The organism is Marinobacter sp. F3R08, assembly GCF_018860425.1.
Taxonomy (GTDB): Bacteria; Pseudomonadota; Gammaproteobacteria; order Pseudomonadales; family Oleiphilaceae; genus Marinobacter.
In genome coordinates this window covers 196,943-214,510 of sequence record NZ_JAHKPI010000025.1, presented here as the reverse complement: position 1 = coordinate 214,510, position 17,568 = coordinate 196,943, and the positions used below count along the sequence as shown (strand labels likewise).

The 17,568-nt window shown below is 54.7% G+C and carries 13 protein-coding genes and 4 tRNA genes; 3 read left to right on the top strand and 14 right to left on the bottom strand.

All coding sequences use genetic code 11. From position 1 onward, the window contains the following. Positions 1–160: 160 nt before the first annotated feature. From tig to KO499_RS16340, 5 genes are all read right to left on the bottom strand, one after another. On the bottom strand, positions 161–1,465 hold the full coding sequence (gene tig / locus KO499_RS16360; RefSeq protein WP_215984828.1) for a trigger factor: 1,305 nt from the start codon (positions 1,463–1,465) through the stop codon (positions 161–163). A 225-nt stretch (positions 1,466–1,690) separates the two neighbouring features. After that, a tRNA-Leu gene (locus tag KO499_RS16355) sits at positions 1,691–1,775 on the bottom strand. 82 nt (positions 1,776–1,857) lie between these two features. Continuing rightward, a tRNA-His gene (locus tag KO499_RS16350) sits at positions 1,858–1,933 on the bottom strand. 75 nt (positions 1,934–2,008) lie between these two features. After that, positions 2,009–2,085: transfer RNA gene (locus KO499_RS16345), tRNA-Arg, on the bottom strand. A 32-nt stretch (positions 2,086–2,117) separates the two neighbouring features. Then, a tRNA-Pro gene (locus tag KO499_RS16340) sits at positions 2,118–2,194 on the bottom strand. A gap of 233 nt (positions 2,195–2,427) precedes the next feature. Between KO499_RS16340 and folD the strand changes: the two genes are divergently transcribed. Then, a complete protein-coding gene (folD, locus tag KO499_RS16335; protein WP_215984827.1) occupies positions 2,428–3,285 on the top strand; it encodes a bifunctional methylenetetrahydrofolate dehydrogenase/methenyltetrahydrofolate cyclohydrolase FolD in 858 nt (285 codons plus the stop codon). Between the two features lie 87 nt (positions 3,286–3,372). Here the strand turns inward: folD and KO499_RS16330 are convergent, their stop codons facing one another. The 3 genes from KO499_RS16330 to KO499_RS16320 all read right to left on the bottom strand — a co-directional run bounded on the left by KO499_RS16330 (position 3,373) and on the right by KO499_RS16320 (position 8,768). Then, on the bottom strand, positions 3,373–5,553 hold the full coding sequence (locus KO499_RS16330; RefSeq protein ID WP_215984826.1) for a malate synthase G: 2,181 nt from the start codon (positions 5,551–5,553) through the stop codon (positions 3,373–3,375). Positions 5,554–5,703: 150 nt separating this feature from the next. Further along, positions 5,704–7,092 (bottom strand): cysteine--tRNA ligase, encoded by a 1,389-nt coding sequence (cysS, locus tag KO499_RS16325; RefSeq protein WP_215984825.1) that lies wholly within the window; start codon positions 7,090–7,092, stop codon positions 5,704–5,706. Then, complete coding sequence (locus tag KO499_RS16320) at positions 7,089–8,768, bottom strand: glutamine--tRNA ligase/YqeY domain fusion protein (RefSeq protein WP_215984824.1); 1,680 nt, start codon at positions 8,766–8,768, stop codon at positions 7,089–7,091. Before KO499_RS16320 ends, cysS begins: the two co-directional genes overlap by 4 nt. 139 nt (positions 8,769–8,907) lie before the next feature. On the opposite strand from KO499_RS16320, the gene KO499_RS16315 reads away from it, so the two are divergent. Both KO499_RS16315 and KO499_RS16310 read left to right on the top strand, forming a co-directional pair. After that, positions 8,908–9,417 carry a peptidylprolyl isomerase gene (locus KO499_RS16315; RefSeq protein ID WP_215984823.1) on the top strand — a complete coding sequence of 170 codons (510 nt, stop codon included), beginning with the start codon at positions 8,908–8,910 and terminating at the stop codon, positions 9,415–9,417. After that, positions 9,414–10,139 (top strand): UDP-2,3-diacylglucosamine diphosphatase, encoded by a 726-nt coding sequence (locus KO499_RS16310; protein ID WP_215984822.1) that lies wholly within the window; start codon positions 9,414–9,416, stop codon positions 10,137–10,139. Before KO499_RS16315 ends, KO499_RS16310 begins: the two co-directional genes overlap by 4 nt. A 46-nt stretch (positions 10,140–10,185) precedes the next feature. Here the strand turns inward: KO499_RS16310 and KO499_RS16305 are convergent, their stop codons facing one another. The 6 genes from KO499_RS16305 to KO499_RS16280 all read right to left on the bottom strand — a co-directional run bounded on the left by KO499_RS16305 (position 10,186) and on the right by KO499_RS16280 (position 17,558). Next, entirely contained in the window at positions 10,186–10,956 is a 771-nt protein-coding gene (locus tag KO499_RS16305; RefSeq protein ID WP_228340061.1) for an amino acid ABC transporter ATP-binding protein, read from the bottom strand. A gap of 38 nt (positions 10,957–10,994) precedes the next feature. After that, positions 10,995–12,080 (bottom strand): amino acid ABC transporter permease, encoded by a 1,086-nt coding sequence (locus KO499_RS16300; RefSeq protein ID WP_215984821.1) that lies wholly within the window; start codon positions 12,078–12,080, stop codon positions 10,995–10,997. Beyond that, positions 12,080–13,267 (bottom strand): amino acid ABC transporter permease, encoded by a 1,188-nt coding sequence (locus tag KO499_RS16295; protein WP_215984820.1) that lies wholly within the window; start codon positions 13,265–13,267, stop codon positions 12,080–12,082. The genes KO499_RS16300 and KO499_RS16295 overlap by 1 nt, the downstream gene beginning before the upstream one ends. A gap of 91 nt (positions 13,268–13,358) precedes the next feature. Continuing rightward, entirely contained in the window at positions 13,359–14,384 is a 1,026-nt protein-coding gene (locus KO499_RS16290; protein WP_215984819.1) for an amino acid ABC transporter substrate-binding protein, read from the bottom strand. Between the two features lie 261 nt (positions 14,385–14,645). After that, positions 14,646–15,533 carry a hypothetical protein gene (locus tag KO499_RS16285; protein ID WP_228340019.1) on the bottom strand — a complete coding sequence of 296 codons (888 nt, stop codon included), beginning with the start codon at positions 15,531–15,533 and terminating at the stop codon, positions 14,646–14,648. Between the two features lie 399 nt (positions 15,534–15,932). Then, entirely contained in the window at positions 15,933–17,558 is a 1,626-nt protein-coding gene (locus KO499_RS16280) for an AMP-binding protein (RefSeq protein WP_215984818.1), read from the bottom strand. Positions 17,559–17,568 lie beyond the last annotated feature (10 nt).

Sequence of the window (17,568 nt, the reverse complement as noted above, 5' to 3'; positions counted from 1 at the left end):
CTTATGGACAATGGGTCGTGGACTCGCGCCACGGCAGTTTCAATAATGTTGCACCCCATACTGTGCCAGCAGCCGCCCCAGATGAAAACAGCCGGGCATGCCGGCTGTTCTCAGGGATCGGCCATCGGGACCGGCTTTTCAGCACGTGTCCCCGGCGAAATCAGCGCTGGGGCTGACCGGCCTGAACGGCCTCTTCGTACTTAACCTTTTTCTCTTTGACCTTGGCCTGCTCCAGCACATAGTCAACAACCGCATCTTCGAGCACTGAAGACTCGATCTGAGACTTCTGCTCCGGATTGCTGTTGAAATGCGCAACAACCTCTTCAGGCTGTTCATACGTAGACGCAATTTCCTGGATCTTTTCCTCGACCTTCGCAGGATCAGCTTTCAGGTCGTTCTTCTTGACCACTTCCTGGAACAAAAGGCCGGTCTTGACTCGGCGCTCAGCCTGTTCCTGGAAAATCTCTTTCGGCAGCTGCTGGAAATCTACCTGGCCCCCAAAACGCTGCACCGCATCCTGGCGAAGACGATCAATTTCCTGATCCACCAGGGCAGTCGGGATATCCAGTTCAGTGCTTTCCACCAAACCGTCAACAACGTCGTTCTTGACCTTATTGGAGACAGCCTGCTTGAGCTCCCGTTCCATGTTCTTTTTCACTTCCTCACGGAACGTGGCTTCGTCTTCCGCATCAATACCGAATTTTTTGAAAAGTTCGGCATCCAGTTCCGGCAACTGAGGCTCTTCGACCTTGTGAATCTTGATCTCGAACTTGGCCGGCTTACCTGCCAGCTCCTCGTTTTGATAGTCTTCCGGGAAGGTCACGTCGATTTCCATGTCTTCGCCGGCCTTGCCACCAACGATAGCTTTCTCAAAGCCCGGAATCATCTGGCCAGAGCCCAGCGTCAGACGGTGCCCTTCTGCAGCACCACCCTCAAACTCTTCTCCATCGATAAAGCCTTTGAAGTCGATGGTCAACACATCCTTGTTCTTGGACTTGCGCTTGACTTCTTTCATGGTGGCCTGCTGGCGTCGCAGGTTGTCGATCATGTTATCGACATCTTTATCAGTGATTTCGGAGGTCAGCTTTTCAACAGCAACCTTGCTCAGATCACCCAGTTCGATTTCCGGAAGCACTTCGAAAATGGCGACGAACTCAAGGTCCTTACCCTCTTCCATAGTCTTCGGCTCAAACTTCGGCCATCCTGCCGGATTAATATCCTGTTCCTGCAGTGCCTTGATGTAGTTGTCGCGCATGACCTCGCCTACGATTTCCTGGCGGACGCTGTCACCAAAACGACGCTTAACCACGCTCATGGGCACCTTACCCGGACGGAAACCGTTAAGACGCACAGTTTGCGCGGTTTCCTGCAGGCGTTTCTGGACCGCCTGGTCGATTTCCTGGGCGGGCACACCAATCGTCATGCGACGCTCGATGTTGGAGGTCGTTTCAACAGACACTTGCATGGAAGATCCTCAAATTACAGGTTCGGTATGTGAATGAAATTAAAACTAAAAGTCCTGTTCCAGGCTGTTTCCCGAAAAAGGACCGAAAATTAAAAGCCGATAGTTTATCATGCTTTGCCCCACAGAGAGAAACACCGCGCAGAGCAGTTTGACAGACCACACAAACAAGACCGGCAATTAACGTGAGATGATGGGGACTAAATAATAAAAAGAAAGGGGGGGGGATGGTGCGCGAGGAGAGACTCGAACTCTCACGGGTTGCCCCACTGGAACCTAAATCCAGCGCGTCTACCAGTTCCGCCACTCGCGCACAACAGAATGAAGAATGCTCAATGACCAGAATGTCATCGACCTACTCAACAAACGCGGAAAATTATAACCAGAAAGAAAAGTGGGGTGGACGAAGGGGATCGAACCCTCGACCGCAGGAGTCACAATCCTGAGCTCTACCAACTGAGCTACGTCCACCACATCGGGACACTCTACTACCTTTCAACTTTGCCTGTTACGGTCGCTCCGGCACGAACCAAGACGACGACTTGATGGCGCGCCCGGCAGGACTCGAACCTGCGACCATCCGCTTAGAAGGCGGATGCTCTATCCAGCTGAGCTACGGGCGCTTGACCGTTCGCCCACCTGAACATTCAGAAAATGGTCGGGGTAGAGAGATTCGAACTCCCGACATCCTGCTCCCAAAGCAGGCGCGCTACCAGACTGCGCTATACCCCGTTTAAACTGAACAACAAGTGCTTCAGCAAAGTTGGCGCGCATATTACCGGCGCCGGACGACTCCGTCAACACGCATTTCCAAATTATCTGAAACAACCGTCTCTTGATAGACAAATTGGCCATCGGAAAGCCCCGCTGGGCAAGGCCAACCATACCCCTAATTGGAGTTCCGACCGAAGCATGAGACAATGCGCAGCCTTCAATTTACCGATGCCCAACCGACAAGACGAGACATGACTGCCAAACTGATCAAAGGAAAAGAAATTGCCGCCGAAGTAAGACAGCAGGTCGCCGCTGGCGTAGAAGCCCGCAGGCAGCAAGGACTTCGTGCACCAGGGCTGGCCGTAGTGCTGGTCGGGGACGATCCTGCGTCCCATGTATATGTAGGCAACAAGCGAAAAGCCTGCGACCAGGCAGGAATTCTCTCTCTGTCTTACGACCTGCCGGAAGACACCTCTCAGGAGGCCCTGGAGGCCCTGATTGACGAGCTGAACGAAAACCCGGCCGTCGATGGCATCCTGGTACAACTACCTCTCCCGGAGCACCTGGACGCCGATCCGATCCTCGTCAAGATTCGCCCGGACAAAGACGTCGATGGATTCCACCCTTATAACATCGGCCGCCTGATGCAGCGCAAACCAACCCTGCGCCCCTGCACACCTGCAGGCATTATCACACTGCTCGACAGCATCCAGACCCCCTATAAGGGCCAACACGCTGTGATTGTGGGCGCCTCGAATATCGTCGGACGCCCCATGAGCATGGAACTGCTTCTCAAAGGCGCCACTACGACGGTTTGCCACCGATTTACGCCAGATCTGGAGCGGTTTGTCGGTGAGGCAGACATTCTGGTAGCCGCTGTGGGTAAACCCGGACTCATCAAAGGCGAATGGATCAAACCAGGAGCCACCGTGATCGATGTAGGCATCAACAGAATGGAAGACGGAAAACTGCATGGCGACGTGGATTTCCAGGCAGCCTCTGAGCGCGCCGCCTACATCACTCCAGTTCCCGGCGGTGTTGGGCCCATGACCATCGCCACCCTGCTCCAGAACACGCTGTACGCGGCTGACGTACTGCACAAGGACTGATGGATGAAACGCTGAATAACGGTGCAGCCCTGCCCCGCCCAGCCATAAAAAAACCCCGCCGAAGCGGGGTTTTTTTATGCTCAGAGCTTACTGCCCGTATTTGGCCTTGGCCTTCAGGCGGTATGCGTGCAGCAACGGCTCAGTGTAGCCGTTTGGCTGCTCGCGACCCTTGAGAACCAGATCCAGCGCCGCCTGGAAAGCAACGCTGTCATCGAAGTTCCCGGCCATCGGCCGGTAAGCCGCATCACCCGCGTTCTGTTTGTCGACCACAGCCGCCATACGCTTCATGGTTTCCATGATCTGCTCCTCAGAACAGACACCGTGGTGCAGCCAGTTGGCCAGCAGCTGGGAGGCAATGCGCAGGGTTGCGCGGTCTTCCATCAGACCGACATCGTTGATGTCCGGCACCTTGGAGCAACCAACACCCTGGTCGATCCAGCGCACAACGTACCCAAGGATGCCCTGAGCGTTGTTGTCCAGCTCCTGCTGGATATCTGCAGCACTCAGCGAAGCAGGATCGTCCATCACCGGTACCGTCAGGATGTCTTCCAGAGCGGCACGTGTGCGGCTTTCCAGCTGCTTTTGTACGTCCGCTACATTCACCTGATGGTAATGGGTAGCGTGCAGAGTGGCAGCGGTGGGTGACGGAACCCAGGCCGTGTTGGCACCCGCTTTCGGATGACCGATCTTGGCTTCCAGCATACCTGCCATCAGATCCGGCATGGCCCACATGCCCTTACCAATCTGGGCAACGCCACGGAAACCGGTCTCCAGACCGATATCCACGTTCCACTGCTCATAGGCATTAATCCAGGCCGCTTGCTTCATCGGGCCCTTACGAATAAACGGACCGAGCTCCATGGAGGTGTGAATCTCGTCGCCGGTACGGTCAAGGAAGCCGGTATTGATGAATACAGCGCGCTCTTTGGCAGCGTTGATACAGGCCTTCAGGTTAACCGTGGTTCGACGCTCTTCGTCCATGATGCCGACTTTCAACGTAAAGCTTGGCATGCCGAGAGCATCTTCAACACGACCAAAAAATTCGTTGGTAAACGCCACTTCTTCCGGACCGTGCATTTTGGGCTTCACGATGTACATGGAGCCTTTAGTGCTGTTCTGGAACGCGCTGTTGCCCTTCATGTCATGAAGAGCAATCAGCGAGGTGATCAGACCGTCCATCAGACCTTCCGGAACCTCGCTGCCATCTTTCAGCAGAATGGCCGGATTGGTCATCAGGTGACCAACGTTACGGATGAACATCAGACTGCGGCCTTTCAGGCTCAGGTCACTGCCGTCTGCCGCGGTATACGTGCGATCGGCGTTCATCTTGCGGGTCAGCTGCTTGCCACCTTTCTCAAAGGTTTCCTGAAGGTCGCCCTTCATCAGGCCCAGCCAGTTACGATAGGCCAGCGCCTTGTCGTCAGCGTCAACCGCGGCGACAGAATCTTCGCAATCCATGATGGTAGTGAGAGCAGACTCCATCAGTACATCTTTGACATTCGCTCCGTCGTCTTTACCAATCGGGTGGCTGGCGTCAATCTGGATCTCGAAGTGCATACCATTCTTGACCAGAAGCACCCCGGTGGGCGCATCGGCGGCACCGGTGTAGCCAACAAAGCCGGCTTCGTCTTTCAGACCAGTGGACTCACCGTTCTGCAGCTTGACGACCAGCTTGCCACCTTCAACCAGATATTTGGCGGCATCCTTGTGACTGCCAGAAGCCAGCGGCGCTGAGCTGTCGAGAAGGTTGCGGGCCCATTCGATGACTTTGGCGCCGCGCACCGGGTTGTAACCACGACCTTTCTCTGCGCCGTCTTCCTCAGAAATGGCGTCTGTGCCGTACAGGGCATCGTAAAGGCTACCCCAGCGCGCATTCGCTGCGTTAAGCGCAAAACGGGCATTCATGATCGGAACCACAAGCTGCGGACCGGCCATAGTTGCCACTTCCGGATCCACATTGGAGGTAGAGATCTTGAACTCGGAAGGCTCGTCTACCAGGTAACCGATGTCTTTCAGGAAAGACTTGTACTCGACCATGTCCAGCTTCTGACCTTTATGATCCCGATTCCAGCTGTCCATCTTTTCCTGAATGACATCGCGCTTGGCCAGCAGCTCACGGTTGCGGGGCGCAAGCTCGTTCACGATCTTGTCAAATTCGGCCCAGAATTTATCGGCATCAATCCCGGTGCCCGGGATCGCTTCATTGTTCACGAAATCATACAGATTCTTTGCGACCTGAATGCCGCCGACTTGTACGCGTTCTGTCATCGTTGTCTGCCTCAGTGGGTTACGTTTCCCGACTCCCCCTTCTTCTTGAGGGGGCATTATAATTTGAGCGCCGCATTGTAAGGGAAAATCCTTACAAGATCATTCCTCCGCACGCAAAACTGGTCTGACCAACCAACAACCGGCGAAAATTCAGGCTCTACGCCAGGTTGTCCCCTCGCGGGAGTCATCCAGAATAATACCCTTGTCCGCGAGATCGTTACGGATCCGGTCGGCTTCGGCAAAATCCCTCCCCTTGCGGGCATCCGCCCGGGCCTGGATCAGAGCTTCAATGTCGTCGGCACTCAATTCACTACCGGTGTCCGCCTGGAAGAACGCTTCAGGATCCTGCTGCAGCAGGCCGAGAACGCCTCCAAGCCTCACCAGGATCGCAGCGCTGTACTTCGCATCCTCTTCACGACCGTCCCGGCGGTGCTGGTTGATCTCGTTGGCAACAGCGTGCAGGACAGCAATGGCACCGGCAGTGTTGAAATCATCGTCCATCGCCTCAGCAAACCGCTCATCGTGTTCCGACACCTGAACATCGGCGGCCTTGGCGGGCACAATTCCCCGCAATGCATGGTAGAGCCGGGTGAGCGTGCGACCCGCCTCAGCCAGATTTTCCTCGGAATAGTCCACCTGGCTGCGGTAGTGACTGGAAACCAGAAAATAACGCACCACCTCCGCCGGATACTTCTCCATGATTTCCCGGATGGTGAAAAAATTGCCCAGGGATTTGGACATCTTTTCCTTGTTTACCCGAATAGCTCCGGCGTGCATCCATGTATTCACAAAGGTGTGACCGGTAGCGCATTCCGACTGCGCTATCTCGTTTTCATGGTGCGGGAACAACAAGTCCGGACCACCACCATGGATATCAAAGGTATCGCCCAGGCAGCAGGTGGACATCGCTGAACACTCGATGTGCCAGCCGGGACGACCATCGCCCCAGGGCGAAGGCCAGCTGACCTCACCGGCTTTTGCAGACTTCCACAATGCGAAGTCCGCCGGACTGCGCTTGGCCTCCTGGACATCCACTCGAGCACCCGCCAGCAGATCCTCCAGCTTTTTCTTGCTGAGCTTGCCGTAGCCATCGAACGAATCAACCGCAAAATACACATCGCCGTTGTCAGCCGCGTAGGCATGACCACCGGTGATGAGCGTTTGAATCATGGCAACAATTTCGCTGATAAACGCAGTCGCTCGCGGCTCTTCCGTCGGAGACAGTACACCCAGACGGGCCTCGTCTTCGTGCATGGCCTTGATCATGCGATCGGTGAGCTCGGTATAGGACTCGCCGTTCTCATCCGCTCGACGCAGGATCTTGTCGTCAATATCCGTGATATTGCGAACGTAGTTCACGTCGTATCCGCGATGGCGCAAATAGCGGGTAACCACATCAAAAGCCACCAGCACCCGGGCATGGCCCAGGTGACAATAATCGTAGACGGTCATCCCGCAGACATACATCCGGACCTTGCCCGGCTCAATCGGCCGGAACTCTTCCTTCTGCTGGGTCAGCGTGTTGTATATACGGATCACTTGCCCCCCTTACCCCAGGAATCCCTGAGCGTGACCGTGCGGTTGAATACCGGCCGTCCGGCTGCCTCGGTATGGGCCTGATCACAGAAGAAGTAACCCTCCCGCTCGAACTGGTACGGCAGATCCGTGCGCGGGTCAGCAAGGCTTTTCTCGATCCGGGCGCCTCTAAGAACCACTAGCGATTCGGGGTTCAGGTGATCCATCAGATCACCTTCCTTGTCGCTGTCCGGCGATTCATGGTTGAACAGACGGTCATACAGATTAATGTCGGCTTCCACGCTGTCGGTAGCCGAAACCCAATGGATAACACCGTTGGGTTTGTAACCTTCCGGATTGACGCCCAGGGTATTGGGATCGTATTCACACTTAAGCTCCACGATCTCACCACTGTCGTCACGGATCACTTCCCGGCAAGTCATCACATAACCGCCCCGCAGGCGGACCGCCTGATCGGGTGCCAACCGCTTCCACTTACGCGGCGGCTCCATTTCGAAGTCCTGGCGATCAATAAACAGGGTCTGTGTCCATGGCACTTCGCGTTCACCCATGTCCGGATTCTGAGGGTGTACGGGTAGTGTCAGGGTCTCGCTCTGCCCTGCCGGGTAGTTAGTCAGCGTCACCTTCAGCGGACGCATTACGCACATCGCTCGCGGCGCACGGCTGTTGAGATCTTCCCGGATAGCATGCTCCAGCATGCCTACATCCACGGTACCACCGGCTTTGTTAACACCGATCATGTCGCAAAACGCACGAATCGATTCCGGCGTATAGCCTCGCCGGCGCATTCCGGAAATAGTTGGCAGACGCGGATCGTTCCAGCCATCAACCACGCCTTCATCCACGAGTCGCTTGAGTTTGCGCTTCGAGGTGATGGTGTAGTTCAGGTTCAGCCGGGCGAACTCGATCTGCCTCGGATGGCAGGGGCCTGAGATATTGTCCAGCACCCAGTCATACAGAGGCCGGTGATCTTCGAATTCCAGGGTACACAGGGAATGGGTGATCCCCTCCATGGCGTCGGAAATCGGATGCGTGAAATCGTACATCGGGTAGATGCACCATTTGTTGCCGGTTTGATGATGCTCAGCGTACCGGATGCGATAAAGAATCGGGTCCCGCAGGTTGATGTTCGGGGACGCCATATCGATCTTGGCACGCAGAACCATCTCGCCGTTCTGGTACTTACCATCCCTCATGTCACGGAACAGCTGCAGACTCTCTTCCACGGGGCGGTCCCGATAGGGGCTGTTTCTGCCCGGCTCTTTCAGACTACCCCGGTACTCGGCCATCTCGTCGGCCGTCAGGGCACAAACGTAAGCCTTGTCCCGGGTAATCAGCTCTTCGGCAAACTCATAGAGGGTGTCAAAGTAATCCGAAGCGAAGTGCACCTGGCCGGCCCACTCATACCCTAGCCATTCCACGTCCTGTTTGATGGCGTCGATGTACTCCTGGTTTTCCTTTTCAGGGTTGGTGTCGTCAAATCGTAGATTACATTCGCCGGAAAACGTCTCGGCGATACCAAAGTTCAGACAGATCGATTTGGCATGACCAATGTGCAGGTAACCGTTAGGCTCCGGCGGGAAACGGGTGACCACCTTGCCGCCGTGCTCTCCACTGGCGATGGCGTCTTCGATCAGGCTCTGGATAAAGTTGTGGGCTTTCTTCGACTCGGCGCTCATACAATCTCTGTTAAAAGGGGGAGTGAATCTTAAACCGCGTATTATACTCACAAATCCTTGCCGGACTCATGCATAGCGGGAAAGTCTTGAGTACAATGGCCCTTCTAACGCACCTAACCTTTCTGAACAGGAAAACCTGATGATTCTGCTGACAACCAACCACGGTGAAATAAAGCTGGAACTGGATTACGACAAGGCACCGGAAACCGCCAAAAACTTTGAACAGTATGTTCGCGATGGTTTCTATGATGGCCTGATTTTTCACCGTGTAATCAGCAACTTCATGATTCAGGGCGGCGGCTTCGAACCGGGCATGACACCGCGCAAAACCCGGGATTCCATCCAGAATGAAGCCGATAACGGCCTGAGCAACATGCAGGGAACCATTGCCATGGCCCGGACCATGGATCCTCACTCAGCCACCGCCCAGTTCTTTATCAATGTTGAAAACAACGGCTTCCTGGACCACACCGCCAAGAACGCTGAAGGCTGGGGTTATTGCGTGTTTGGCAAAGTGGTGGATGGAATGGAAACCGTGAATGCGATTCGTGCAGTGCGCACCACCATGCGCGCCGGGCACCAGGATGTTCCAGCCGATGACGTTGTGATCGAAAAAGCCGAAGTTCTGGAGGATGGAGGCGCAGCGTGACGACGCTGTTTATCTCTGACCTTCACCTGGAAGAATCACGCCCCGACATTACCGAGGCCTTCCTGAGATTTCTCGACGAAACAGCCAGTGGCGTCGAGAAACTCTACATTCTTGGTGATTTTTTCGAGGCCTGGATCGGCGATGACGAACGCACGCCGCTCCAGGAGCAGGTTGCCACCGCCCTTCGCAAACAGCGGGACAGTGGCACTGATATCTTCCTGATGCACGGCAACCGGGATTTCCTGATCGGCCAGGACTTCTGCGACCGGGCGGGAGCAACCCTTCTGGACGATCCCACGGTGGTTGACCTGTATGGCACCCCTACGTTGCTGATGCATGGAGACAGCCTGTGCACCGCCGACCTGGAGTACCAGAAATTCCGGGCCAACATGCGCAACCCGCAATGGCAGCAGATGATTCTCCAGCGCCCCCTTGAAGACCGCCAGCAGATGGCCCGGCAACTCCGGGAGATCAGCATGGCAAAAAACCAGGGCAAGGAAGAAACCATCATGGACGTGACGCCCGAAGAAGTAGTCCGGGCAATGGAAGCTCATGGCGTTCAGCGCCTGATTCACGGACACACGCATCGACCGGCGGAGCACCAGCTCGAAGCAAATAACCAGCCGGCAAAAAGGATCGTTCTGGGTGACTGGCACACACATCTGTGGTGGCTCACCGTGCGCCCCGGCGAAGAGCCGGTCCTGCAGAAACAGCCGCTGTAACTGAAAAGGCCGGGCAAATGCCCGGCCTTTTTGATCGCCTTTTTCCTCAGTGTGCGAGTATCTGCTTGAGGAATTTCTGGGTCCGCGCTTCCTGTGGATTGGTAAAGAAGTCGTGAGGCGGCGCCTCCTCGACAATCTCACCACCATCCATAAAGATCACCCGGTCGGCCACCGTCTTGGCAAAGCCCATCTCGTGAGTCACGCACAGCATGGTCATGCCGCTGCCCGCCAGCTCGATCATGACATCCAGAACCTCTTTGATCATTTCCGGATCCAATGCAGAGGTTGGCTCATCAAACAGCATAATCTTTGGCTTCATGCACAGCGCCCGCGCGATCGCCACGCGCTGCTGCTGACCACCGGACAACTGGCCCGGAAACTTGTTGGCCTGGTCAGGGATTTTGACGCGTTCCAGATACTCCATCGCCGTTGCTTCCGCTTCCTTTCGGGGAGTCTTTCTCACCCAGATAGGCGACAGACAGCAGTTTTCAAGAACTGTCAGATGCGGGAACAGGTTAAAGTGCTGAAACACCATGCCGACTTCCCGTCGTACGGTGTCAATCTGGCGAACATCGTCAGTAAGCTCCACATCATCAACAATGATCTTGCCCTGCTGATGCTCCTCCAGCCGGTTGATACAACGGATGAAGGTGGATTTACCTGAGCCGGATGGCCCACAGATAACAATTCTCTCCCCCTGATCAACGGTCAGGTTGAGATCTCTGAGAACATGAAAGTCCCCATACCATTTATGCATTCCCTCAACCCGGATAATGCCAGGCTTTTGATCCGACTGATCCCGCGGCGGGGTTTGCATTTCAGAAGTTTGTGTTTGATCTGTCATAGAGTTACCCATCAGGTTTTATGACCGGTGTCGAGTTTGCGTTCCAGGTTCTGACTGTATCTGGATATGCCAAAGCAAAAGATCCAGAAGCAGAACGCCACAAATACATAGCCCTCGATGGCAACATTCTGCCAGGCGGGATCGGTGACCGTAGATTGGACAGTCCCGAGTATATCGAACAGGCCGATAATCAATACCAGCGTGGTGTCCTTGAACAGCGAAATGAACGTATTCACGATGCCTGGAATGACCATCTTCAGAGCCTGCGGCAAGATGACCAGCCCAACCTTGCGCCAGTACCCCAACCCCAGAGCATCAGCAGCCTCGTACTGACCTCGGGGAATGGCCTGCAGCCCACCGCGTATCACTTCTGCCATGTAGGCGGACTGCCACAACGTGATGCCGATCAGAGCCCGGGCCAGCTTTTCAAAGTTCACACCTTCCGGGAGAAACAGTGGAAGCATCACCGAAGCCATGAACAGGACCGTGATCAGAGGAACCGCCCGCCATACTTCGATAAAGATCACACAGATACCGCGGATAATGGGCATTTCCGAGCGCCGACCCAGTGCCAACAATATGCCAATTGGCAACGAGGCTATGATCCCGATATAAGCCAGGATCAGGGTCAGCATCAGGCCACCCCATTTTGAGCTTTGCACTTCTTCCAGCCCGAATGCGCCGCCAGGAATCAGGAAATAACCGACAACAGGCAGGCCGAAAATACCGAAAAGTCCAAGCCACTTCCGGCCGGGGAATCGCTCAATAAACTGGGGCACAAAAGCCACAGCCAGCAGCAGGAACATCACATCGACCCGCCACTGCAGTTCATCCGGATAGAACCCGTAGATAAAAAAGTTCAGTCGCTGACTGATAAACAGCCAGCAGGCACCTGCGCCCGTGCAGTCACTCGCGTCACTACCGACGAAGTTAGCGTCAAGGAAAAACCAGTTCAGCAATGGTCCAACACTGGTGACAAGCAGATAAGCCACGCCCAGCGTCAACACCGTGTTGAACCAGCCGGAGAACAGGTTCTCCCGCATCCACTTGACCGGCCTGAGCGCCTTCTTGGGTGCTTTCATGGTTGACTCGGTCATCATCGCTCCTTAATGGCCACAGCCCGGTTATAGATATTCATGAACAGGGAGATCAGCAGACTGATAGTGAGATACACCGCCATGGTGATGGCAACAACTTCAACGGCCTGTCCGGTCTGATTCAGGGTAGTACCCATGAATACAGCAACCAGGTCCGGATAGCCGATCGCGGTCGCCAGCGACGAGTTTTTCACCAGGTTCAGATACTGACTGGTCAACGGCGGAATGATGACCCGCATAGCCTGGGGAATAATCACCAGCCTCAACGTGAGACCATTCGGCAAGCCCAGAGCCTTGGACGCCTCCGTCTGCCCTTTGCTGACCGAGAGAATCCCCGAACGCACAATTTCGGCAATGAAGCTGGCCGTGTACAACGACAGGGCAATCCACAGAGCTGCCAGCTCCGGAATAATGGTAATACCGCCGCCAAAGTTGAACCCTTTCAGCGCCGGGATATCCCACTCAATCGGGCTACCCGCAGCCAGGTAGGAAATTATGGGCACAGCGATAAGAATGGCCACACCAACCTTGAAAGTCGGAAAAATCTGTCCTGTTGCCAATTGCCGCTTTTTAGCCCACACCCGGATCGCAACTACCGCAGCGATCGCAAGCAGAATACCTCCCCAGACAAGCCCAAACCCGTCCTGGGTCAAAGGTTCAGGCAGGTACAGACCCCGGTTGTTGAGGAACAGGGCACCCCCGACATCAACGCTCTGGCGCGGTGACGGAAGATTGCTGAGAACGGCGAAGTACCAGAAGAAGATCTGCAGAAGCAGTGGAATGTTACGAATAACCTCAATGTAGACCAGCGCCATCTTGGCAACCAGCCAGTTACTCGAGAGCCTCGCAACACCAATGATGAAACCGAGAATGGTGGCGGCTACGACACCCATCGCGGAGACAAGAAGCGTATTGGTCAGACCAACCCAGAAGGTTCGGCCATACGACATGGTCGCATCATAGGGCACCAGATTCATGATGATGCCAAACCCGGCGGTTTCATCAAGAAACCCGAAACCGGTGCTGATGCCACGACTTTCCATATTGGAAAGTGTATTTTCGACGAGAACCCAGCCGCCCCAGAATACCAGGGCAATGGCTATCGTCTGAAAGAAGATCGAGCGGACCTGGGGGTCGTTCCAAGGCTTCGGCCCTGCAGGTCGGGTATCAAAAGTTTGTTTTTTCATGGACGGTCCTGAAGAGCTTCCCTGTGGTTTACAGCATCAGAGATAGCAGCGAAGCCCCCATTCAGGAGACCTCGCTGCTGGCTTTCAGGTCTTATCGAACCGGCGGCGCATACAGGATGCCGCCTTCGGTCCAAAGAGCATTGATACCGCGGGACAGACCCAGCGGAGTGTCCGGGCCTACGTTACGGTCATACATTTCGCCGTAGTTGCCTACCAGCTTCACCACCTTGTGACCGAAGTCATCAGGCAGACCGAGCTTGGCACCCATGTCGCCATCGGTACCCAGCAGGCGCTGAACATTGGGGTTATCGGATTCCAGCATTTCGTCAGCGTTGGCGCTGGTCACACCCAGCTCCTCAGCGTTGATCTGCACGGAGAGTACCCACTTGACGATGTTGAACCACTCATCGTCGCCCTGACGAACAACCGGGCCCAACGGTTCCTTGGAGATGGTATTCGGCAGAATTATGGCTGAGCTCGGATCAGACAGCTTCGAACGAAGGGCTGCCAGCTGGGAGCGGTCAGACGTCAGAACATCACAACGGCCGGCGGAGAAGCCCTGAACCGTTTGCTCAGAAGTGTCGAATACGATCGGTTTGAACTCCATGCCCTTGGCACGGAAATAGTCAGACAGGTTGAGCTCAGTGGTAGTACCAGCCTGGATACAGATCGTCGCACCATCCAACTGGGTAGCATCGTCCACGCCAATATCTTTGTTAATCAGGAAGCCCTGGCCGTCATAGTAGTTGACGCCGGCAAAGTTCAGGCCCAATGACGCATCACGGGTCAGAGTCCAGGTAGTGTTCCGCGACAGCATATCGATTTCGCCGGACTGCAGAGCGGTGAAACGCTCTTTGGCGGTCAGCGGGGTAAATTCTACAGCCTTGGCGTCACCGAAGATGGCAGCAGCCACAGCGCGACAGGTGTCCACATCAATACCTGTCCAGTTGCCCTTTTCATCGGGTTGTGAGAAGCCCGGCAAACCACTGGTCACACCACACTGCAGATGGCCTTTTTCTTTGACGTTTTCCAGAGTGGTAGCAGCCATGGCACCAGTAGCCGTAAACGTGCCTACAGCCAGAGCAATTCCCAGGGCAATCGTTTTCGTCTTTCTCATTGTCTCTTCTCCGAACATCAGTTGGTTTTATCGCGACGAGTGGGCTCAGCAATTTGCAAGCCATTCATCATAACCCAATGATTTATAATCTTTTTTTCAATCACCAGGCCATTTCAGGCGAATGAGGAACAATGTGACACTGTTTCGCGCACCAAGGCGGTGCCACCATTCCATCCTAATGCGCCAAAAAATGGCAGATTAAGGGTCGCGCCTCTTTAAAGTAGAACAAGGTTCGGGAAATTAACTAGTTTTTAGGAAAAATTATTCAGAAATTTTTAAGACAGGCGGCTCTTCGTAAGACTCAAGACGCTTTAACCACCCGGGCAGCCAGCGCTCGCGCTCGATCGGATCCTCAGCGCTCTCAGCCCGGCGTGTGAGCACTACGCCTGCGGCCTCCCGGAATTGCACCAGCGTGCTTTTGTCCGATGAGCCAGACATCTCCAACAGCACTTGCAACAAACCCCAGCCTTCACCGTTGTATCTTTCCGCAGGCGAAAGCCCCTCACCCTTGAAATTCACATAGTCGATAATGGCGTAGACACCACCGGGTGTCTCGCTCAGAGCAGACAGGTTCGCAGCGACCCCGTCCTTTCGATCGTCCGGAGTCGCCTCGAGAATACTGGCGAGTGCGGCCCTGGCGCGACGGAATATGAATTCGGCCTGTATACCCTGGGTACCCGCCAGAAACTCCCGTAGTTCTGCCACTTTGGGAGAATTCTCCACAGCCAGAAAGGCCTCCCGGTCTGCCCAGGGGGCGTCAAAAGGATCAAGAGCTATCAGCCAGTCAGGCATGCTGGCCTGGCGCTGCGCCATGTAATCAACCAGGGCGGGAAAGCTTTCAACAAACCTCCCCTCAACGCCCTCCGGATACCAGATAAAGTGACCGATTCCGAGTGAAGGAAACGCTTCACCCGGGTTCCAGTGCACCAGACACTCGAAACGACCCGCGCATTCGTTCTGAAAAATTTTCTGGCCGACCCAATCCAGCTGGGCGGGTTTCAGAGCTATTGAAATAGCGCTGCCAAGCTCTTTTTGCGACTCCGCTACAGAGCCCGCCTCGCTCTTACTCTGCTCACCATTCTCGGCATTGCAGCCGGAAAACAACAGAGTAGCTATCAGCAAAACCAACCCGAATATTTTTACTGTCAAATCCACCACCTCGTTTATAGAACCAGCACTGAGCTTGTTTGACGTCGTCTCGCAAGGAGCCTGAGCCGATCAATTGTCTGACCCCCCGCCCTAGCCGGGTGCAGCTCAGGGCTATCCGTTTTCTTCCGTCAGCGGTACTGTATCATCACTGGCATCTGCACCTGTTTCGTTCTATTGGCGTAAGGTGTCCAGCAGGGTTTGTTTTTTCGGCGGTGGTATGCGGGGCGTACTCCCTCACGGCGAAACTCCGGCAACGAAGACTTGCCGAAGTTCTACTCTAGAGGTTTTGTGGTTTCCAGGGAGGGAAATGACCAGACCAACGTTTTCCGGCGAGGTGCGCCGTCAGGCAATATCCCCGGCACTTGCCGGAGACATTGCTAACGCAATACCAGCAGTCCTCTAGACCGTCAGTTGATTCCTCAACATATGCTTTTGTAATTTCCCGGTCGATGTCTTTGGCAAGTCATCCACAAAGAGAATTTTCTTGGGCACCTTGAAGCCGGCAAGGTTCGCTCTGCAATGTGCGACTATATCGGCTTCTGTCAGGTCATCGTTGCCGGGCTTCAGACTAATGAATGCACAGGGAACTTCACCCCAGTGATCATCAGGCGCTGCCACAACAGCGGTTTCCAGTACCGCAGGGTGATCGTACAGCGTACTTTCCACTTCGAGGGTCGAAATATTTTCCCCACCGGAAATGATGATGTCTTTGGAGCGGTCTTTTATTTCCACATAACCATCGCTATGCCAAACGCCCAAGTCTCCGGTACGGAACCATCCACCACTAAACGCTTTCGCGGTTTCTTCCGGGTTATTGAGATATCCCTTCATCACAGAGTGACCACGAACAAACAGCTCACCAATCGTCATGCCGTTTTTAGGTACAGGCTCGGACGTTACGGGGTCGGCCACCATCATATCCGTCATGGACAATGAGAGGATTCCCTGGCGGGCCATCTTTGCGGCTTTGTTCTTGGCATCCATGGTTTTCCATTCGTCCTGAAATTCACAGATCAGACTGGGGCCATAGGTTTCCGTCAAACCATACAGGTGAACCACCTGAATCCCCATGGCTTCCATGGCTTCAATCGTAGCAGCTGGGGGTGCCGCTCCACCGGTCGCAGCTGTCACATGCTGACTGAATGGCTTCTTGTGCTCAGCAGGCGCATTTATCATCATATTCATCACCACCGGCGCGGCACAGAAGTGAGTCACGCCATGCATTGCCAGAGCTTCATATATCTCCTTCGGTTGTGGCGAGCGCAGGCAGACATGTGTGCCGGCTACTGCGGTTACCGCCCAGGGGTAGCACCAACCATTGCAATGGAACATCGGTAGCGTCCACAGATAAACCGCACCTGATGGCAAGCCAAAGCCGATGACATTGCTCATTGCATTCAAATTGGCACCGCGATGGTGATACACAACGCCTTTTGGATTGCCCGTAGTACCTGACGTGTAGTTCAGTGCAATAGCCTGCCACTCATCGTCTGGCATATCCCAATGAAAATCGTCATCGCCGGTTTCCAGCAGGGTGTCATACGTCATCTTGCCGATCAGCTCACCACCGTCGAACTCAGGATCATCGACATCTATCACCATTGGCTTGGCATCACAGCCCTCAAGCGCTTCACGGGAACGGTCGCTGTATTCTTTATCAGTAAAGAACACTTTGGCTCGACTGTGATTAAGCATGAACGTCATGGTCTTTGAATCAAGCCGGGTGTTCTGCGCATTCAATACTGCACCGATCATCGGAACCGCAAAATGCAACTCCAGCATTTCAGGGATGTTCGGCAATAATGCTGCGACCGTATCCCCTTTTCGAACACCAAGTTTCCGTAGAGCGGACGCCATTTTCAGACACCGCTCATAGGTTTCAGCCCAGCTGCGTCGGATGCTACCGTGGATAACGGCTGTGCGCGTTGGATGCGCCAGGGCTGTCCGCTGAATGAAGGTGATCGGAGTCAGAGGTGCATAGTTCGCCTCTGTCTTATCGAGCCCAAGCTCAAACATATTTTCCATTGCGTTTAAC